Origin of the sequence: Streptomyces sp. SM1 (genome assembly GCF_002910825.1) — a bacterium.
Classification (GTDB): domain Bacteria; phylum Actinomycetota; class Actinomycetes; order Streptomycetales; family Streptomycetaceae; genus Streptomyces; species Streptomyces okerensis.
Window position 1 is genome coordinate 1 of the sequence record NZ_NEUB01000219.1, and the last position, 18,932, is coordinate 18,932.

Genomic DNA, 18,932 nt, shown 5'->3' on the forward strand with positions numbered 1-18,932 from the left:
CGCCCGGCCCGGGCGGCCACGGAGGCCAGGGCCACGGCGGCCCGAACGGTCCTGGTGGCCACGGGGGACCGAACAACCCTGGTGGCCACGGGGGACCGAACGGCCCTGGTGGCCACGGTGGTCCCGGTGGCCCGGGTGCTCCGCAGGCGTACCAGCCCGGACCCCAGGCCCCTCCCGGATACCCGCAGGAGACCGGACGTCCGCAGCAGGGCGGGCCGTCCTTCGGCGGCGGTGACGACGACTGGGTGATCCCCCCGCCGAACGGCGGACAGGGCGGCCCCGGCGGTCAGAACGGGCCCGGAAATCCGAACGGACCCGGTCAGCAGCACGGCGGCTACGGCTATCCGCAGCCCGGCGCCACCCAGGCGCCGCCCGGACCCGGTGGCTACCCGCAGCAGCCGCACCGGCCGCAGGGCCCGGTCACCTGGACCGCGACCATCGGTCCGGACCGTGAGTACTTCATGGCGATGATGCACCGTTCCGGCCCCGAGGCCGCGGGCCTGAACCTGCCCGCGTACTCGCCCGAACAGCAGCGCCAGCTCACCGGCAACCAGATCACCATCGGCCGTCGCCGCCATTCCACCGGCGACACCCCCGACGTCGATCTGTCCACGCCCCCGGAGGACCCGGGCGTCTCGCACCAGCACGCGGTGCTGGTGCAGCAGCCGGACGGCACCTGGGCGGTCGTCGACCAGAACTCGACGAACGGCACGACGGTCAACGGCTCCGACGAGCCCATCCAGCCGTTCGTCCCGGTCCCGCTCCAGGACGGCGACCGCGTCCACGTCGGCGCCTGGACGACGATCACCATCCACCGGGGCTGAGCGGAGCCCGCGCCCGTCCGGCGGTTCACACCGCCGGACGGACCTCGGGGCCGGGGGGCGAGGCCGGAGTGCTTAGGCCTTGAGACCTACGCCGTGCCGTCTGAGACCATGGAGGGCGTGACAGAGATTCGGCGCGGCACGCTTCAGGAGCAGACGTTCTACGAGCAGGTCGGCGGGGAGGAGACCTTCCGCCGGCTCGTCCACCGTTTCTACCAGGGGGTGGCGGAGGACCCGCTGCTTCGGCCCATGTATCCCGAGGAGGACCTGGGCCCGGCGGAGGAGCGTTTCACGCTCTTCCTCATGCAGTACTGGGGCGGACCGACCACCTACAGCGAGAACCGCGGCCACCCGCGGCTGCGGATGCGCCACGTCCCGTTCAAGGTCGACCGCGCGGCGCACGACGCCTGGCTGAAGCACATGCGCGACGCCCTGGACGACCTCGGCCTGCCCGAGGAACACGACCAGACTATGTGGAAGTACCTGACGTACGCCGCAGCCTCGATGATCAACACCCCGGACTGACCCGGCGCCCTCACCTCTCCGAGCCTTCGGCCCACCGCGCCCTCCGGACCTCCCAGCCCTCCGGACCCCCAGTCCCTCGGCCCCCAGCCCCTCGGACCCCCCAGCCCCTCGGACCTCCCAGCCCCTCCGGCGTTTGAGGAGCGGGGTCCGGGGCGGAGCCCCGGTGACGGGACGGGAAGGGGCGGCGGGGGCGAAACCCTCCGGCCCCCGGACCCCCAGCCTCAGCGCACGCTGATACCCAACGCCCCCGCACCCGCCCGCCGCACGGCGACCGACCCATAACGCGTACGCAGCCGAAGCCACGCCCCCGACGACACCAGACTCTGCTCGTCGCCCCGCAGAAACCCCAGCGACTGAGCGGCATGCACCGCCCGCACCGGAAGCCCCGTCTCCCCGACCGTACGGGACCAGATCTCCCGCCCCACGCGGTCGAGCGCGGCCCGCGTACGCGCCTCCGGCGCCAACTCCTCCGTACGGGACCGGAACTCCGCCACCGACGCCGCGACGAGCCCCCGCAGTTCACCGCGTTCCGGCAGCCCGGGCTCGGCCCGCCAGCCGCCGCGCGGCGGCAGCACACCGGCCCACGGCGGCCCCGTCACCGCACCCGGTACGACGGCCGTGGCGGCGGACTCGTCCACCGCTTCCAGCAGCTCACCCGCGGACACGGTCACGTCCAGCGTGACGTCCAGCCCGTTCTCGTACGGCTTCGCCAGCCGCACGGCGCGGATGGCGAGCACCTCGAACGAGGGCGGCCGTCCGAAGACGGCGAGCGCCGTACCGGCCGCCTGCAGCCGCACCGCGGCGGAACGGTCGTAGTGCAGCAGCCGGGAGAGGAAGGCCGCGAGATCCGCGGCCTCCCCCTCGTCGGTGAGATGGAGCACCGTCATACGGCGACGGCCTCCTCCTTTTCGCCGGCGGTGTCGTCCGTCGCGGCGTCCGTGGCGTCGTCCGTGTACTCCTCGAGGAACTCGCGCTCCTCCGCGGTGAGACGACGCGGACGCTGCGCCTGGAAGTCGAACGGCACTATCACCGTCGACGCGCGGACGTAGACGAGGTCGCCGTCCTTCACCTCGTACGTGAGGGTGAAGGAGGCGGCCCTGATCTGCGTGACCCACAGCTCGATGTCGACCGGGTGGTGCCGGTGGACCAGCTGCCGCTTGTAGTCGATCTCATGGCGCGCCACCACGGACCCCTGCTTGAAGTCCTTCTCCGGGCGGAACAGGAAATCGATACGGGCTTCCTCCAGATAGCGGAGGAACACCACGTTGTTGACGTGGCCGTACGCGTCCATGTCCGCCCAGCGCAGTGGGCAGCGGTAGATGTGCCGCAAGAGATCAGCCCCGGGTCAGCTTCTTGTAGGTGGCGCGGTGCGGACGTGCCGCGTCCGAGCCGAGCCGCTCGATCTTGTTCTTCTCGTACGACTCGAAGTTGCCCTCGAACCAGAACCACTTGGATTCACCCTCGTAGGCGAGGATGTGCGTGGCGACGCGGTCCAGGAACCACCGGTCGTGGGAGACGACCACGGCGCAGCCGGGGAACTCCAGGAGCGCGTTCTCGAGGCTGCCGAGCGTCTCGACGTCGAGGTCGTTGGTCGGCTCGTCGAGGAGCAGCAGGTTGCCGCCCTGCTTGAGGGTGAGCGCGAGGTTCAGCCGGTTGCGCTCACCGCCGGAGAGCACGCCCGCGGGCTTCTGCTGGTCCGGGCCCTTGAACCCGAACGCGGAGACGTACGCCCGCGAGGGCATCTCGACCTGGCCGACGTTGATGTAGTCGAGCTCGTCGGAGACGACCGCCCACAGGGTCTTCTTGGGGTCGATGTTCTCGCGGCTCTGGTCGACGTAGGAGATCTTGACGGTGTCGCCGACCTTGATGGAACCGGAGTCCGGCTCCTCCAGGCCCTGGATCATCTTGAACAGCGTGGTCTTGCCCGCGCCGTTCGGCCCGATGACCCCGACGATGCCGTTGCGCGGCAGCGTGAAGCTGAGGTCGTCGATGAGGACCTTGTCGCCGAAGCCCTTGGTGAGGTTGTTGATCTCGACGACCACACTGCCCAGACGCGGGCCCGGCGGGATCTGGATCTCCTCGAAGTCCAGCTTCCGCATCTTGTCGGCCTCGGCGGCCATCTCCTCGTACCGGGCGAGTCGCGCCTTGGACTTGGCCTGCCGCCCCTTGGCGTTGGACCGCACCCACTCGAGCTCGTCCTTGAGCCGCTTCTGCCGCTTGGCGTCCTTGGCTCCCTCGACCTTGAGGCGGGTCGCCTTGGTCTCCAGGTACTTGGAGTAGTTGCCCTCGTAACCGTGCAGCCGGCCGCGGTCGACCTCGCAGATCCACCCGGCGACGTTGTCCAGGAAGTACCGGTCGTGGGTCACGGCGACGACGGTGCCCTCGTACTTGGCGAGGTGCTGCTCCAGCCAGTTCACCGACTCGGCGTCGAGGTGGTTGGTGGGCTCGTCGAGCAGCAGCAGGTCGGGCGCCTCGAGGAGCAGCTTGCACAGCGCCACACGGCGCTTCTCGCCACCGGAGAGGTTGGCGACCGGCCAGTCCCCGGGCGGGCAGCCCAGGGCGTCCATGGCCTGCTCCAGCTGGGCGTCGAGGTCCCAGGCGTTGGCGTGGTCGAGCTGCTCCTGCAGCTTGCCCATCTCGTCCATGAGCGCGTCGGTGTACTCGGTCGCCATCTGCTCGGCGATCTCGTTGAACCGGTCAAGCTTGCCCTTGACCTCGGCGACGCCCTCCTGCACGTTCTCCAGGACCGTCTTGTCCTCGTTCAGCGGGGGCTCCTGGAGCAGGATGCCCACGGTGTAACCGGGGGTGAGGAACGCGTCACCGTTCGACGGCTGCTCGAGGCCCGCCATGATCTTCAGAACCGTCGACTTGCCGGCGCCGTTCGGACCGACGACGCCGATCTTCGCTCCTGGCAGGAAGCTCAGAGTGACGTCATCGAGGATCACCTTGTCGCCGTGCGCTTTACGCGCCTTGCGCATGGTGTAAATGTACTCAGCCAAGAGAAACCGTCCGGCAGCTGGCAGTGGGCAGATACACCCCATCTTGCCCGACCGCCACCCCTGGGGGGAAACCCGTTCCGTCGGGTGGCCCTGACCTGGCCTTTCCCGGATGACGCTTGAGCCTCGCCTGTCACTGTCGGTCGCCACCGGTAGGCCTCGGGCACCCTCGCACGGCCCAGGGACGGCCCGGCTCGAGGGTGCCGCTCCCCCACCGCGCTGAGCTACGGTGCGGCCGTGACCAGCTCGCCGGAGCGCCCCCTCCTCTTCCTCGACGTCGACGGCCCGCTGATCCCGTTCGGATCTTCGGCCGGTCAGAAGGAGGTCGCTGCCGCCTCCTCGACGACCGTTGACCAGGGGAACCCGCTACTGGCCCGACTCGACCCCGGGATCGGGGCACGCCTCACTGCTCTGGGCTGCCAGCTCGTGTGGGCGACGACCCGGATGGAAGAGGCGAGCGAAGTAATCGCCCCGCGCATCGGCCTGCCGAGGCTGCCGGTGCTGCAGTGGCCGGACGCCGACGCAGGAGGAACCCCGCGGGGCCTCCACTGGAAGACTCGCCCCATGGTGGAGTGGGCCGCCGGCCGCCCCTTCATCTGGGTCGATGACGAGATCAGCGCGATAGACCGTCTCTGGGTCGACGCCAGCCACCCTGGGCCGTCCCTGCTGCACCAGGCCGAGCCGGCCAAGGGCCTCAGTGGCGCCGACTTCTGCGCGCCGGCCGGATGGCTCGATGCACAAGGCCGCCCGACTTCAAGGGCTGCCTGCACTCAGGGCATGACGGAGCATCGTCGGCCGTACGGCGGACCCCAGACGTGGCTATCGGTTGATCGGGATCTCGTAGACGATCTCGCAGTGAGCCGCGGGGACCACGATGTCCGCCGTCTCCACGGGCCGACCGTCGTCGCTGTAGTACGTCCGCCGAATGTGCGTGACAAGGGCAGCTTTCTGGGTGCCGAGCAGCGACGCCTCGTCGGCAGTCGCCTGCCTCGGCTCCGGCTGCTCTACGGCATGGCTGACCGTGATGCCGATCGCAGCATGCGATTCACGACGCCCGCTCCCGCATGCGGCCCGCCCTGGGGCAGAACGATGAGAGTGCCCGCGGTGAGGTCGTACGGCTCCCAACTTGTCGACTGCTGCACAGGCCTGCCGTCCGCCAGGAACTCGTACGTCCGCACGCACAGCTCGCCCTCGCCGATCCCGAGTCGCGCCGCGTTGCCTGCGGGCGCCGGCACCTTGGTGTCCGTCCGGCTCTCCCCATCCCCTTGCCTGCCCACTGCCTTCATATCGGCCCGGAAGGGTGACCCGGTCGGCTGCTCACGCGCCGACGACCGCACCACTCGCACGCGCTGCCGGGGCTCGGCGACATAGGTTCCCGACCCGGCGCCTCGATGCCTGAACCCAGCAGCCGCCAGCCGTCTGAACCGCTACGCGCCGGGAACCCGGTACTGGACTTGCCCGGCTTTGCGCAGGGCATCCGTGGTTTCGTCGATGGTCAGGAGAACGGTCGTCTCGAACGAGCTGAGTGCGCCGCCTCCGCTGATCGCCAGGGCGACCGCGGCCATGGAGACGTTGTCGGGAGCCTCCCACAGGTTGTAGCCGTCGCGGGCGCCGAACGCGTACCAGAAGCCGTGGAGCTTGCCGCCGACGGATTCGATGTACGCCTGAGCGGCCTTTGCGCGGTCCTCGGGGTGGCCGATGAGTCTCGCCCAGGTCTCCGGCGTGTAGCTGAACCTCGACAGATGCAGCGGCATCACGTCTCCCTTTCGTCCCAGCAAGAGATACCCGCACAGGGTGGGATACGTCTCTGAGGTCGCCCGCGTATGCCCCGAGCGGCCTGATGATGGCCGGCATCGCCACAGCCGGTGAGCGACCCAACCGCCCCAGGGCTACAGCATCGAAGCCCTCAGCTTGGGAAGCGACGGCGCTTGCGCGAGCGTGAGGCTGCTGACCTGCGTGGATTCAATGTGCTGCGGTAGGCGTGGGCGTCCTGTGGCACCGCTGTTGACCGTAGGTGTCCGCTCTGAAGGGCACACTGTGGGCACGACACTGCGAGGTGGACGACCACTGCTCTGATGTGGACTGCTCGGTGTGCGGGCTTGGGCATGCGCAGAGCGACTGAGCGCGGCAGTTGCGGTCGCGCATGGCTGCCGGGCCCTCGCCTCGGCTCGGAAGATCACAGAATGCGGGATCACCCCTACGGACTTCGACCTCCACGAGAAGTGGTTCGGTGCAAGATGCGGCGAGCACGTTGCGGGGCCACAGCTCGATGCCGCACATCCGTGGTGAGCGCGGCCAGTTTCGTCGTCTGCGATCGCGGCATCCGATGAGCCGACGGACGAGGCACCTACGTGCGTCAATCCGGTACATGGACTACCCTTGGTACATGTCCATGAAGCGCACGAACGTCTACGCCGACCCCGAAGACCTGGCGATCATCAAGGAGGCCGCGAAGCGTCGGGGGATAAGCGAGGCCGAGATCATCCGCCAGGGCATCCACCTCGCGGCCATGGCGAACAGGGTCTGGGACGAGCCGCTGTTCTCACGCACCTTCGAGGGGACGGGACGCACACCCTCCAGATCGGAGGTGCGTGACACGGTCGCCGACGCTGTCCGCCGTGAGACCGACCCGGACTCCGGAACCGCCGCGTGATCATTGTCATCGCCGACACGTCCGGCCTCCTGGCGGCCCTGGACTCGGCCCACCCCGAACACCGGGCGGCCAACGAGGCGATCATGGCGGCCGGCCTCCTGGTCATGTCCCCGCTGCTGCTGGCCGAACTGGATCACGTCGCCACGCGCGAGCTCGGCAGGACGGCCGCCCTCGGCGCGGTCGACGACCTCCGGCGCTGGATGAGCCGGGGACGTATCGTCATGCCGGAGATCACGGAGGACCACCTGGGCGCCGCCCAGTCCGTCCGTGTCCGCTACCGTGCGCTGGACCTCGGCCTCGCTGACGCGGTCAACGTGGCGCTCGCTGCCGACTACGACACGGACGCGATCCTCACCCTCGACCGACGTGACTTCCGGGCCGTACGCCCCTTGGGCCACCACAAGGCGTTCCGGGTACTCCCCGACGATCTCCCGCTCTGATACGACGAGAGTCGAACTCGCGTTCTTCGCTCGGGAGTGACGGTGCTCGGGCAACTCGTGCGGCTCTGGTGCGCACGGATGTTGCGCAGCAGGGTGGGAACGGTCGCTGAGAACACATGCAGTCGTGTCTCCACCATGCTGTCCGCGCTACGTCGGCCTCACTTCCGTGAGGTTCACGCAGTGGCCTGGGCTTCGTGAGCCAGCTCGTCGAAGGAGCTCTCCCACACCTCCCGGACATCACGGCTGACCAGTGTGCGCAGTGTGGGCCATAGGCTGACCAGAAGGTCGCGACTGAGGAACTGGACCAGATCGTCTTGCGCTCCCTCGGTCAGGACGATCCGGCAGTAGTTCATCCACAACCGCGGCTGATCGAGATCGAACGTGGTCAGCCCCGGCCGCGCCAGATGCGGCGGCAAGGTCACTGTGCCGTGCTGAGGGCCGACGAGCTCGGAGAGGGTGGCAGGCGCGCCGAGCGGACTTGGCACGGCGAAGACCAGAGGGACCGGGCTGTGTTGCCATACGTCGATCATCCAGGAAGAGCCTGCGGTGGGGCTTCTTGATCCGCAGACTGGCGCAAGCCCTTCTCAGGTAGACCCTTAACAAGAGATGCTCTTCACCTCTCGGTGATCGGGTAGCAAAAGAGGGTGACGGTAGGGCAAAGTAGCTGCTCAGCTCCTTGGTGGTCCTTGAAAATCTGAAGCGCGACCCATGTGTCTTGACCGCTTGTCGATGTGCGCACCGTCGGTGCGCTGATTGACGCTCCCACTGTCGCCTCTCTACCGTTCCCTCATGGAGAGCAAATAGGACGGTGTACGGGGGTTTCATGGACGGTACGGGTCTCAGCGACGATCGCCTGCTGTCGAGGGCCGAACTCGCGGAACTGGCGGGGGTGATGCGGCCGGCGGTCACCAACTGGCAACGTCGGTACGAGGATTATCCGGAGCCGGTCAGGACGGGGGAAACGGAACTATTCAGTCTACGGGCGGTCCTCCGCTGGCTCGACTCCCGTCAGATCCCGTCACGTGCGCGTGCGTCCGACGAGCCGGCCGGGTTCACCTATGCCGACCGTATGCGGCGGAACCTCGTCGCGTCGGACGATGCCCGCCAGGGAGCGGCCGCGCTGGGTGATGAGGCAACAGGCAGCGGTCCGTTGAGCGACGAAGAAGAGCGTGCGCGGCAACTTGCGCAATTGTTGGGACCGATGGCAGACGCCGTGCGCGGCGGCGCATCGATGACGGACTACCTTGCCTTGCTCCTCTCCCTGGTCTTTCTTCAGGTGAGCGGAAGCCCGCGCTCGATGTCGCTCCCGCGTACGGTGCAGTCTCGATCGAGGGCTGCCACGGCGGCGTTGTTGCAGGAGATCGGGGAGGCAGCCGACGAGGCACTGCGCCTGCGCGGTGTGCCGCCGGGCATGCGGACAGCCATCGTCAGGCTGGAACCTCGGGAGTACGGGGATGTTGTCGAGGTGATCCGCCTGACCGACGGCTTGGGGATCGACGAGTTCCGACAACTGGTGGATCAATTCGGCTCCCGAGCCGCGCTTCCCAGCGGAGAGTTCTTCACTCCACGTGCCGTGGTGCGGCTGATGCGGGACGCCGCCCTAGGGGACGAGGACTCCGCGCGACGCGTCTACGACCCGTATGCGCGCGCAGGCGAGATGCTTGACGGAGTCGCTGAACGCCTCGGTGGTGTCGTGCCTCTGACTCTGCGTGGTGAGAGTCCGCAGCGCGGCACACTTCGGCTCGCCGGAATGAACCTCGCGCTGCACGGTATTCCGGTCGAACTGGAAGCTGGCACCGCGGCCCCATGGAACGAACGTGCCTGGCCGAAGGGCCACCGAGCCGATCTAATTCTGACCAATCCGCCTTTCAACGCTCACGGGGCCGTGCCGAAGCCGCGTGAGGGCATCGACTGGCCGTACGGACCGCCTCCCTCCGGTAGTCCTGCCTTCGCCTGGCTCCAGCACGTCCTGGTGTCGCTCAAGGACGAGGGCCGTGCGGGTGTGGTGATGCCGGTCAGCGCGGGCACCTCCACAGACGTCCGGGAGCGGGAGATCCGGAGCAGGCTGGTGGAGGATGGCGCCGTCGAATGCATTGTCGCGTTGCCGCCTCAGCTCTTTTCCGGGGCTCAGGTGTCCGTCTGCTTGTGGTTCTTGCGGAGTTCCGCGGCGGTGCGCGAGGAGATCCTGTTCGTGGACGCCCGGGACCTGGGTGACAAGGCGACTCGCGGACCCCGAGTCCTCTCCGACGAACACGTCGGGGCTGTCACGAGAACCGTTCAGGCATGGCGACGAGGGACCGGATTCCGCCTCGGTCGGCAGAGCGCGGGCCATCTTGCGGTCGCTGCTCCGCTGGAGGCGGTGCGGGCTGCCGGTTACTCGCTCAGCCCCGCCGACTATGCGGACCGATGGATGTCCACGGCGTCACCGGCTGAAGCGGCTACCGAGGCAGCAACCACAGAGCGGGTGCTCGCCGAGGCGAGGCGTCGAACGAAAGCCGTGGACGGCACGGTCGATGCGCTCTCGTACGGCCCCTTGCCGTCAGCCACCGTGCTCTCCTACGACGGGCTACCTCATGACTGGCGTCGGGTTCCGCTGGGAGAACTGGTCGACATCATGGCTGGTCCGTCCTACACACGTCTGCCGGCCGAGGTTCGCTCCGCGGCAGGCGATCTCCGTGTCGTGATGCCCAAGCACCTGCGTGAGGGTCGTATCGACGATCGTGACATGGAGAAAGTAAGCGTGGATGTCGCCCGCGCACTGGCAAGGTTCCGTCTCAGGCCCGGGGACATTCTGTGCGTGCGTTCCGGTGCCCAGATGCCCCCTGCCTTGGTCGAGAAGGCGCAGGACGGTTGGCTGTTCAGCACCAACCTGCTGCGGCTGCGTGCCCTGGAGACGGATGGGGGGCCACTTGTCCTCCCCGGCTACCTGCTCGCCTACTTGTCTCTGCCGGAGACGGTGCACTGGCTCAAGGAGTACGCCCGCGGCACCGCCGTTCCTTCCCTCAGCGCCGCCACACTGGCACTTCTGCCCGTACCGCTGCCGCCCCTTGCCCACCAGCGACGAATCGGTGCCGTGCTGGATGCCGTGCACGCGCAGATCACCGCGCACCGCGAACTCATCCAGGCCGCGACTCAGCACCGCAGCACACTCGCCGCGCATCTGCTGACCGGCGTTCTGGTCCCCGAATGACGCACTCCTCTCCTTTCAGTCCGTCCGCGAAGGAAGACTTCTGTGAATGCTCCGCCGTCCGAGTCACGATCCGGAACGAGGTACCTGTGGCTGCTCGTGGCTGCGCTGTTCTCGCTCGTGGTGGCTCTTGTCGCCGGGATCCTGAAGACCAGCACCGGAGCCGCATTCGCTGAGGCAGTCCTTTACGGCGGCACTGCTTTTGCCACGTCGATGGGCCTCTGCGTGCTTGTCCTGTCTGCAGTCGGCCAACTCTGAACAGGCTGACACGCTTTTCGGAACATCCTGCTGCGGCCGCGCGCGTTCACCTCTGCTGGGAAGCACCGCGTGCGCGGGCCACAGCTCAACCGTCGGACAGAGTGTACAAACGGTGCGAATTCCCTGATCGGTCCAGACAATAAAGAAGGCCCGGGGCTTGACCTGGGCCTTCTCCATGGAGCGGGAGACGAGAATCGAACTCGCGCTCTCAGCTTGGGAAGCTGAGGTGATCTACGGGCGATTGCCCGGCTGACCTGGGCGGAAGCGCTACCGGCGTCCGGTTGTGTGGGGGACTGGTAGCCGGTGTTCCCCGTGGTTCCCCGCACGATCTGGCACGGGTCTGGCACGTCTGCCTTCTACGGACAGCAGAGCCGGAGTCGCTAGCATCCTCCATATCGAGGGGGAGTCATGGCACTGGGGCGTAAGGGCGCACGGCGCATCGTCGTGGATGGCACGGCCTACCGCTGGCGGTTGCGTCGTCGGCCGACCTACGCTCAGGGCCTGGCCTGGTCACCGTGCACGTACGCGGTCGAGCACGCGGACGCTCCGGGGACGACGCTTGTGGTCACCACCGATCAGGCGCACCCGAGCAACTGGATCGGGCGCGAGGCTGAAGCGGTACTGCCGTCCGCCGTTGCCCGAGTCATCGAACGCGCCCTGTGCGAGGGCTGGATTCCAACGGCTTCAGGATCTCCCTTCCACCTCAACCTGTCCGCCGGCTTTACGCCCTACCCCTAACAACGCCTCACACAATGAGTTGATCTCACACCGGCGTGACGAACTCCTGAAGCGGGTGTCGGCAGTTCGTATCTGCCCGCGGGCACAGAGAGACAACAACCCAGAGCCCCTTCCGCTCAGTGAGCGGAAGGGGCTCTGGGTTTGCACCGCGCGTCGGGCGGGCGGTGGCTGAGCGCCCCGCTGTCAGGTCACTCGCTTTCCGCCCGCGTCCGGGGCGGTCAGCCTGCGGGGGGCACGGCGGCCGCTATCGCGTTCCGGTCCTTGCGCCCGACCAGCGGAAAGATGATCTTCAGGCCCTGCTCATTGTCCGGCGAGGATACGACGAAGGAGGAGTTGAGCAGGCGCTCCTTGATCTCCGAGCGAACGAGGCCGGCGCGCGGAATCGTCATCAGGTGCTCTTCCGGCCGGGCAAATGTCGGGTTCGCCCGGAAGACGAAGAAGCGACGATCGGTCATTGCCAGATACATGGGCGTCGGTACCGGGATTGCGGCCATCCCACCACTCACGATCGCCGAGGCCGCCGCGAACGCGGCGGTCCGGCGCACCGAGACCGAGCTCAGGTTCACGATGGTCGCCACCTCGACCTGCTCCTCAGGCTCAAGCATGGGGTCGATGGCCGCCAGCAGCAATCGGCGGCGCCTTCCGTTCACGGGCGTACTCCTGCGAGGTTGCATAGGAACCGGACGGTGGATACTTCCGCCCGGCACGCAGCCGTCCGGCTTCGGAGCGTCGCCACAGGATGCCGTAGGCCGGGAATCAACCGCGGGTCGGACTCCCTCGCGAGGCACGGGCCGGCGTGAGCTGTCGGCATACCTTGCCACACCCAGTCCCGGGCCCCGCGCGGCATCCGGATCTGGGCCACAGGTCACGGCCCTGCCCACGGGAAACTCAGACGCCACAAACAGGGGTCCGCTCCTTGGGCAAGACCCGGCGGCCTCGCCTGCTCAGCACTCAGCGGCGCGGTGCTTTCCCCTGTCGAGATCACCTCGACCAGCGTGCAGCTCGGCGACGCCATCCAGGTCGGGGCCAGCAGTGCCGGGTGACCGACCTCTTCCAACTCCCCGGCGGAGCCGAACGACTCGTGTTCGACTCGGGCGAGTTGCTGACCATCCACACGATGACCCGGCTCGTCGCCCTGCGGCTCGTGCGAGTGAGAGGCGGTGACCCCGCCCGTGCCCTCACGACGCGACACCATCGCCGATGACCTCCGGAACCGGATCGTCACCGGCCGACTCAAGCCCGGCGACCGCCTGCCTTCTGAGGCGCATTTGGCCGCGCAGTACAGGGTGAGCACGCCGACGCTGCGGAACGCCCTCGCCGCGCTCCAGGCGGAAGGCCTCGTCGAGGAGGTCAACGGCAGGGGGAACTTCGTTCGCCGTCCGGTCCGCAGGATCACGTACGTGGGAGGGGGCCGGACGCCGGGCACGCACATCGTGGATCTCGCGTCCCTGAGCGTCACCGTCCGTACCACCAGGGTTCGGGCCCGTGGGTATCTCGCGGCCCTGCTGAAGCTGCCGACCGGCAGTCCTCTGACGGAGATCCTCTGCCTCGGCCATGAGGGCGAGAGGCCTCACAGTCTGGCGCGCATCTACGTCCCCTGCGACCTGGCGCCGGCCGCCGCACTTCGCGAGGCACTCCCGTACGAAACGCTGGTGTCGCGACTGATGGAACTCCGCCCGCCACTTGCTGAAGTCCGGGAGGAGATCAACGTCCGCCTCCCGACGCAGGAGGAAGCATCCACCCTCCGGATCAGCTCCGCCCTGGCAGTCCTCACCATCACACGCCAGACGGCCGACACCGCTGGACGCGTGGTCGAGGCGGCCCTCCTCGTGCTACCGGGGGACCGCACCGACGCGGTGTTCACCACGCACCACGTGATCGACGAGAGGCCGGCGAAATGAGCCTGTACCTCGGTCACAGCGACCCGGGGTTCACCCTTCGGGTCCACACGCACCTGATGCCGTCCAGCGAGACGCGGACCCGGAAGGCCATCTCCGCGATGTACCGGGCCGCCCGTCACGCTCACGACGGCCCAGAGACGGCCCAGGCTGCCTGAGACCGCCCCTCATCGGCGAGAAAATCGCTGGTGAGGGGCCTTTTCATGCCCTCTCGCGGTAAGTAACCATCTTGCCGCACCGCCACCCCTTGGCGAAAACGCATAGGGCGCGGTGCCTCCCACCTGCGCTTTCGCGGGTGGCCACCGCAGATCGCCGGGCACCGTCGGCCGCCGCCGGGCCCTTTCGGTGGTCCCCGCAGGACCCGCGGACGGCTCCACGTCGACCGGCAGGTGCGTCAGGTCCGGGACTCGCACGGGTGCGCACCGGAGCAGCACGTCCGTCGCCCGGGGCGGGGCTTGGCGAACGGGCCGGCGGAGTGTGGTCACGTCACTGCGGTCAGCGTCGCGTAGACCACCACATTCCCCTGGTAGCCCTTTCCTTCGGCGTACTCACCCCCGCAGGTGATCACGCGCAGTTCGGGCCCGTCGGAACCGCCGTAGACCTTTTCGTCCGGAAAGGCGTCCTTGGCGTAGAGCTCCACGGCGTAGACCGTGAAGACTGCCGTTCGCCGGTCCGCCCGGGTGATCTCGATGGTGTCACCCTTGGCCAGTGCCCCGAGTCGGTAGAAGACCCCGGGGCCTTCCCGCGTGTCGACGTGCCCCGCCGTGACGGCCGTCCCCACCGAGCCGGGAGCCGTGCCATCGCCGTACCAACCCGCGAAGGCCGGCATGTCCGCCGGTGGCGGGCGCAGTGCCCCTGTCTCGTCGAGGGTCAGTTCCGTCATCGGGGCATCCACGCCGATGACGGGGACCCGCAGCCGGACCGGAACGGACGGGGGCAGCGCCGTCACCGAGGGGGAGGCCGCCGGGGCGGTACTGCCGGCACCGGGCCGCGGGGAGGGGGCGAAGGACTGCGCGGCCGAGGGCTGCGGAGGCTCTCCGCCCCGGAGCGCCGTCATGACCAGCAGCAAGCCCGTCAGCAGGGTGCAGACGAGCAACTTGGTGGAGGGTGTGAACGAGGGAGGAGGATCGCCGGGCTCGTCGCCGGGTGCCATTGCTCTGACGCCTCCGCTTCGCGTCCGGCATGGAGGGGGACGGGGTGCGAATCGAGCCTTCGGACCGTCACGGGCCCGGGGCCCAACCGATGGAGCGTCAGGTGCGGGCGGCAGCCGGGCGGCGGCGCATCCTGAACACGCCTCCGGCGACTGCTCCGGCGAGCAGCACCGCTCCCAGGGCAAGCTGTGTGCCGTTGTCGTTGTCGGCTCCGAAACCAGCATCGACCGCTCCGCTGGGGTTGCCGGTACCGACCCGGAACGTGCCCGTGACTTTGACGCGGGGCGGGCACTTCAGGGTGACCGTGTACGTACCGGCCTCGGTGCCGCTCGGCACCCGGAATTCGCCGGCCAGTACGCCCTTGCGGTCGCCCGGCAGGAGGTGGAACTTGCCCCCTGCCTCGGACTCGCCCTTGCCGTAGGTCTCCGACCCGCAGGCTGTGCTGCTGACGCTGACGGTGGCGCCCGGGGCGGCGTGTCTCGTGCTGAAGCGGATGTCTGGGTCACTGGCGGGGCCGCTCGTGGCTGCAGCGGCTGGGCTCGCCAGAGCGACGGTGCCGAGAACCAGACCGATACCGACGCCTGCACACTTGGTACGCATGGAACTCCTCAGAGGAAGCAGTGGCCGAACGGAATGCGCGGCAGCGTTGTTGTGCTTCGCTCACGAGAGAACCGACAGGCCGTCAGGGCCGCAACGCGGCATACGGACGGATGGGTCACCCGGCCACGCTCATCAACGCACTCCTTCGATCATTGACGCAGGTGAGAGGCCCTGAGCGCGAGATGGGAAATCCTCCCGCGCGGGTGACGGAGGGCCGGCGCCCGACCATTGCGTGATCTTGATACGCGGGACGCGCGTGGCTGCCGCTGCCCGTGGTCCCCATCCCTGCCCGGCGGGTCACGGTGAAGCGGTCAGGTCGGTTGTTTCCCGCTTCCACCGCGATGGGTCGAACACGTCGAAGCGTGCCGCGACCACGCCGGCCGCTCTGGGGGCCGGTGTCCTGGCAGCGGTCGGCCTGTATGACACGCATCGAACGCTGCAGCACACACGGGACAAAGACCGAGTGCGAGCCGAGATCGAACGCGAAGGGCAGGTCACCGATCGCTACGTGGAAGCGATCGAACTGCTGGGATCCGACAACCGCACCGAACGGCTCGGCGGAATCCATGCCCTGCAGCGCATCATGCACGACTCAGCTCGCAGATGCTTCGGCCGGTCGGCAGGAGGACTCGGTCGGCGGTCTTCTGGCCGGGCGTGGTGCCTGAGCGGCGAGCAGGGCACCACCGGGAACGGATCGCCTTCAGGTGGCGGCGCAGGAGACCAGTGAGGTGGTTGCCGCCGGCACCGGGCGGCAACCGAGGGATCCCGCCCGGGCCGGGGGCTCAGTCTTCGGAGGTGGTCTGCCGCTGGCGGGTGATGACCAGGCCCGCTCCGCCGAGGACGACCAGGGCTATCGCGGTGCCGGCGATCCACGGGGTGGCGTCGGATGCGCCGGTGGCGGCGAGGTTGATGTCGCTGTGGGTGTCCGCGAGGGGTGTGGCGCTGGGGGCGGTGAGGGTCTGCGTGGTGGTGCCCACCTCGGCGGCGCGGGTGCGGCAGTCGAGCATGCCGGTGAAGCGCTTCTGGAAGCCCGGCGGCCCCTCGACCGTGAAGTCGTACGGCTGGTCCTCGTTCAGCGGGACCGTCACCGTGCCGGACCCGCCGACCGGGACGGTGTGCTGCGCCCCCGCGAGTTCGAACGTGAACGGTTCGTCGCCCTGGTTGGTGACCGTCAGGTCCACGCCGCCCCTGGCGCAGTTCTCACGGGCCGACAGGGCGGGTATCGCGCCCTTCTCCGCCCAGGTGGCGCTCGCCGTCGCCGAGACGGTCGACTCACTGGAGCCGGCCAGGATCTGGGTCTGGCTGCGGCTTTCGGAGACGAAGGCGCGGCCGACCGGCACCGTCGTGGAGGCCTGTGCGGTCAGCGCCACCGTGCCCGTCTCCGCGTCCTCGGGCACCTCGAAGAAGATCTTGCTGCCGTCGGCTGCCGTGGTGACGGGTGCGCCCTTCTCGTCGACGATCCGCACCCCGGCCGCGGCGGCGTCCGCCGGCGGGGAGACCGTCACACTGCGTGCGTCGGTGCGGACCGTCACCGGGCCGACGCGCTCGCCCGGGCGGCCGGAGACAGCCGGGGGGTCCAGGGTCAGCGACGCCTTCGGCTCCGACTGGTCGCGGGCGTTCTTCCGGAGATAGTCGGCGAGCTGCTCGGCCTGGGGATCGACGGCGTCCACGTCCACGTCGTCGGAGTACCGCCAGATGGCCACCTGTGTTCCGGCCGCCGCGTCCTGCTCGGTGAGCCGGCCCCGGACACCCGCCTTCTCGGCGAGCGCCGCGAGGTCGTTCACCTGGGGGTAGGAGTTCCGCAGGATCCAGCGGATCCGGCCGGCGTCCTCGTTGATGCCCAGCGACGTGCCGCTCCAGGCGGTCTCGTGGTACTTGGCGTCCTTCTGTGTGGGCGTGTGGACGTCGACGCAGTAGGTCTGCAGCATGCCGCCGCCCTCGACGGACATCTCGAACAGGCCCGCGGACACCTGTGTGTCCCCGGCGGCGCCGCGTATGACGGCGGCGCCGTAGGTCTTGAGTCCGTCTATGGTCGCCGTGGCTCCGCTGTGGCCCGGTGCCGTCCCGCCGTCGGCGGCCGCCGTCCCGGCACCGGCCAGCACGGTGGCGGCGACCAGTCCTGACACCAGCGTTCCCGCTGCGAGGCGGGCCGATCCACGTCCGCGCGCGGTCCACGCGGAGAACGAAACAGACACCTAATTCCCTTCCGAGCAGGACCCGTTGGCGCGGGGGGACGGTCCCACCGGCAGAGTCTCCGGCCCCACGAGCCCTCCGGAGCCGTCCCGGCATCCTAAGGAGGCGGCGGACAGCGCTTGCCGATGATCGTGCCGGAGGAGTGATCCGAATCGGAATCGTTATCGCCGGGCCCTTCGCGAGCGGGGCTTATCGACAAATCCACCCGTGGCGTTTTCGGTACGGACCTGTCGATAAGCCTCAGCCGGGCCGGTCAATCCCGTGCCGCACACGCTCAGTTGACGTCATGTCACGGAAGCCGGCTCCGGGCTCGGCCGGGCGGTCACCTCGTCGGCCGACGGCGAATTCTCCTGCGGGATCTCCCAGTTGGGTTCCGGCCGCTCCGGGGCGGCCGCCTGCTCCGGTCGGGGCACGCGGCGGAAGGCGGTGGTGCCCCGGGTGAGGTCGTGGCCGATCGCCGCCGCGTCGATGTCCGCCGACATCCAGCCCTGCTGCCCCTCCCGCGTCTCCGTGCGCACCTTCAGCCGGCCCTGGACGATCACCGGTTCGCCCACCGACAGGGACGCCGCGGTGTTGGTGGCGAGCTGGCGGTTGGCCCACACCGTGAAGAAGTTGGTGTGTCCGTCCGCCCAGGCGCTCTTCTCCCGGTCCCAGTAGCGGGAGGTGACCGCCACCCGGAACCTCGCCGCAGGACCCGAGGCCGTCTCCCGGTACACCGGCCGTGTCGCCACGTTCCCCACCACACACACCATCGTCTCGTTCATCGCGTCTGCCTCCCTCGCCCGCGTCCGCCGGCATCCACGCCGGCGCCGGGCGGATACGCGTACGGGCCCGTCCCGTACGGCTGCCGTCTGGCGCGGCGGCCGCGGACCCTGCCGCGATCGCCGTGCCGCCAGACTGCCGCCGCCGGACCGGGCCCGCCGAGCGCTGTGGACGAGCTCCTGCCTGTGGACATCTCCGTCACCCGGACGAAGTGTTCCCCGTCCCCTGACGGGGCGGCTCAGCCCCTGCCGGCACCCGTCCCCGCCACCACCCCCGTGACCCGTCCGTACTGCTCCCGTACCTCCCGGTACCGCAGGAGTTCCGCCGCCACCGGGTCCAGTACGCGGGCCCGTCCGCAGCCCGAGGCCGCCTCCCGCAGCCGTCTCTCCGCCTCCAGCCCGTACCGCCGGGCGGGCCCCCGGGCGGCCATCCGGCAGCTCCACTCGACGATCGGCCCGCCGACGATGCCGATCACCATCAGCAGCACCGGCACGCCCAGGTTCGGCGCCATGACCCCGATGATCTGCGCCAGCAGCCACAGCCCGCCCGCGAACTGGAGGGCCGTCATCGAGACCTGGGCGAGCACGGCCACCGGCCACCACCCCGGCCGCGGCGGCCTTCCCGGGGGCAGTCCCGCGCGTACGGCCAGTTCGTCCAGCGCCGCCGGCAGCCCCTGGGAGCCGCGTACGGCCGCCTCCCGCACCGCCTGC

The 18,932-nt window shown here is 69.1% G+C and carries 18 protein-coding genes and 4 pseudogenes; 10 read left to right on the plus strand and 12 right to left on the minus strand.

Features of this window, described 5'->3' with window-relative positions:
• Both B9S61_RS05115 and B9S61_RS05120 read left to right on the plus strand, forming a co-directional pair.
• On the plus strand, nt 1-824 hold an 824-nt coding region (locus B9S61_RS05115), incomplete at its 5' end, for an FHA domain-containing protein (RefSeq protein ID WP_146064714.1).
• A 108-nt stretch (nt 825-932) separates the two neighbouring features.
• The gene (locus tag B9S61_RS05120) at nt 933-1,346 is read left to right on the plus strand and encodes a globin (protein WP_103541121.1); all 414 of its coding nucleotides are present in this window, start codon (nt 933-935) and stop codon (nt 1,344-1,346) included.
• 221 nt (nt 1,347-1,567) lie between these two features.
• Here the strand turns inward: B9S61_RS05120 and B9S61_RS05125 are convergent, their stop codons facing one another.
• Genes B9S61_RS05125 through ettA form a run of 3 tightly spaced genes read right to left on the minus strand, consistent with a single transcriptional unit; the run spans nt 1,568 to nt 4,345 of the window.
• Nucleotides 1,568-2,233 (minus strand): hypothetical protein, encoded by a 666-nt coding sequence (locus B9S61_RS05125; protein ID WP_103541122.1) that lies wholly within the window; start codon nt 2,231-2,233, stop codon nt 1,568-1,570.
• Nucleotides 2,230-2,676 carry a thioesterase family protein gene (locus tag B9S61_RS05130; protein WP_103541123.1) on the minus strand — a complete coding sequence of 149 codons (447 nt, stop codon included), beginning with the start codon at nt 2,674-2,676 and terminating at the stop codon, nt 2,230-2,232. The genes B9S61_RS05125 and B9S61_RS05130 overlap by 4 nt, the downstream gene beginning before the upstream one ends.
• A gap of 4 nt (nt 2,677-2,680) precedes the next feature.
• Nucleotides 2,681-4,345, minus strand: coding sequence for an energy-dependent translational throttle protein EttA (gene ettA, locus B9S61_RS05135; RefSeq protein WP_103541124.1), 1,665 nt, complete (start codon nt 4,343-4,345; stop codon nt 2,681-2,683).
• A 234-nt stretch (nt 4,346-4,579) separates the two neighbouring features.
• Here ettA and B9S61_RS42080 point away from each other — a divergent pair.
• Nucleotides 4,580-5,080: pseudogene (locus B9S61_RS42080) on the plus strand (hypothetical protein); the annotation flags it as partial.
• Between the two features lie 81 nt (nt 5,081-5,161).
• Here the strand turns inward: B9S61_RS42080 and B9S61_RS05150 are convergent.
• Nucleotides 5,162-5,757 (minus strand): annotated as a pseudogene (locus B9S61_RS05150) (UTRA domain-containing protein).
• Nucleotides 5,758-5,769: 12 nt separating this feature from the next.
• Nucleotides 5,770-6,096, minus strand: a complete 327-nt coding sequence (locus tag B9S61_RS05155; RefSeq protein WP_103541125.1) for a GYD domain-containing protein — start codon at nt 6,094-6,096, stop codon at nt 5,770-5,772.
• A gap of 632 nt (nt 6,097-6,728) precedes the next feature.
• Between B9S61_RS05155 and B9S61_RS05160 the strand changes: the two genes are divergently transcribed.
• Nucleotides 6,729-6,995, plus strand: a complete 267-nt coding sequence (locus B9S61_RS05160; protein WP_006141902.1) for a CopG family transcriptional regulator — start codon at nt 6,729-6,731, stop codon at nt 6,993-6,995.
• Nucleotides 6,992-7,435, plus strand: coding sequence for a PIN domain-containing protein (locus tag B9S61_RS05165; protein ID WP_103541126.1), 444 nt, complete (start codon nt 6,992-6,994; stop codon nt 7,433-7,435). Before B9S61_RS05160 ends, B9S61_RS05165 begins: the two co-directional genes overlap by 4 nt.
• A 173-nt stretch (nt 7,436-7,608) precedes the next feature.
• Here B9S61_RS05165 and B9S61_RS05170 read toward each other — a convergent pair whose 3' ends face one another.
• Nucleotides 7,609-7,965 (minus strand): transcriptional regulator, encoded by a 357-nt coding sequence (locus B9S61_RS05170; protein ID WP_258039553.1) that lies wholly within the window; start codon nt 7,963-7,965, stop codon nt 7,609-7,611.
• A 293-nt stretch (nt 7,966-8,258) separates the two neighbouring features.
• On the opposite strand from B9S61_RS05170, the gene B9S61_RS05175 reads away from it, so the two are divergent.
• Entirely contained in the window at nt 8,259-10,625 is a 2,367-nt protein-coding gene (locus B9S61_RS05175) for an N-6 DNA methylase (protein ID WP_146064715.1), read from the plus strand.
• Between the two features lie 663 nt (nt 10,626-11,288).
• Nucleotides 11,289-11,618 carry a hypothetical protein gene (locus B9S61_RS05185; RefSeq protein ID WP_103541128.1) on the plus strand — a complete coding sequence of 110 codons (330 nt, stop codon included), beginning with the start codon at nt 11,289-11,291 and terminating at the stop codon, nt 11,616-11,618.
• 218 nt (nt 11,619-11,836) lie between these two features.
• Here the strand turns inward: B9S61_RS05185 and B9S61_RS05190 are convergent, their stop codons facing one another.
• Complete coding sequence (locus B9S61_RS05190) at nt 11,837-12,268, minus strand: hypothetical protein (protein ID WP_103541129.1); 432 nt, start codon at nt 12,266-12,268, stop codon at nt 11,837-11,839.
• Between the two features lie 522 nt (nt 12,269-12,790).
• On the opposite strand from B9S61_RS05190, the gene B9S61_RS05200 reads away from it, so the two are divergent.
• Entirely contained in the window at nt 12,791-13,519 is a 729-nt protein-coding gene (locus tag B9S61_RS05200; protein ID WP_103541134.1) for a GntR family transcriptional regulator, read from the plus strand.
• Nucleotides 13,504-13,674, plus strand: a pseudogene (locus tag B9S61_RS42090) (site-specific integrase); the annotation flags it as partial. The gene B9S61_RS05200 and the pseudogene B9S61_RS42090, both read left to right, overlap by 16 nt.
• 323 nt (nt 13,675-13,997) lie before the next feature.
• On the opposite strand, the gene B9S61_RS05210 reads toward B9S61_RS42090, so the two are convergent.
• On the minus strand, nt 13,998-14,573 hold the full coding sequence (locus B9S61_RS05210; protein ID WP_374936185.1) for a class F sortase: 576 nt from the start codon (nt 14,571-14,573) through the stop codon (nt 13,998-14,000).
• 193 nt (nt 14,574-14,766) lie between these two features.
• Nucleotides 14,767-15,267: a sortase gene (locus tag B9S61_RS05215; protein ID WP_258039555.1), complete on the minus strand. Its 501-nt coding sequence runs from the start codon at nt 15,265-15,267 to the stop codon at nt 14,767-14,769.
• Between the two features lie 463 nt (nt 15,268-15,730).
• On the opposite strand from B9S61_RS05215, the gene B9S61_RS41495 reads away from it, so the two are divergent.
• Nucleotides 15,731-15,994, plus strand: a complete 264-nt coding sequence (locus B9S61_RS41495) for a hypothetical protein (protein ID WP_146064716.1) — start codon at nt 15,731-15,733, stop codon at nt 15,992-15,994.
• Between the two features lie 55 nt (nt 15,995-16,049).
• On the opposite strand, the gene B9S61_RS05220 is transcribed toward B9S61_RS41495, so the two are convergent.
• From B9S61_RS05220 to B9S61_RS05230, 3 genes and pseudogenes are all read right to left on the minus strand, one after another.
• On the minus strand, nt 16,050-17,462 hold the full coding sequence (locus tag B9S61_RS05220; protein WP_103541131.1) for a Cys-Gln thioester bond-forming surface protein: 1,413 nt from the start codon (nt 17,460-17,462) through the stop codon (nt 16,050-16,052).
• A gap of 282 nt (nt 17,463-17,744) precedes the next feature.
• Nucleotides 17,745-18,224: a single-stranded DNA-binding protein gene (locus tag B9S61_RS05225; protein WP_103541132.1), complete on the minus strand. Its 480-nt coding sequence runs from the start codon at nt 18,222-18,224 to the stop codon at nt 17,745-17,747.
• 236 nt (nt 18,225-18,460) lie between these two features.
• Nucleotides 18,461-18,932: pseudogene (locus tag B9S61_RS05230) on the minus strand (ATP-binding protein); the annotation flags it as partial.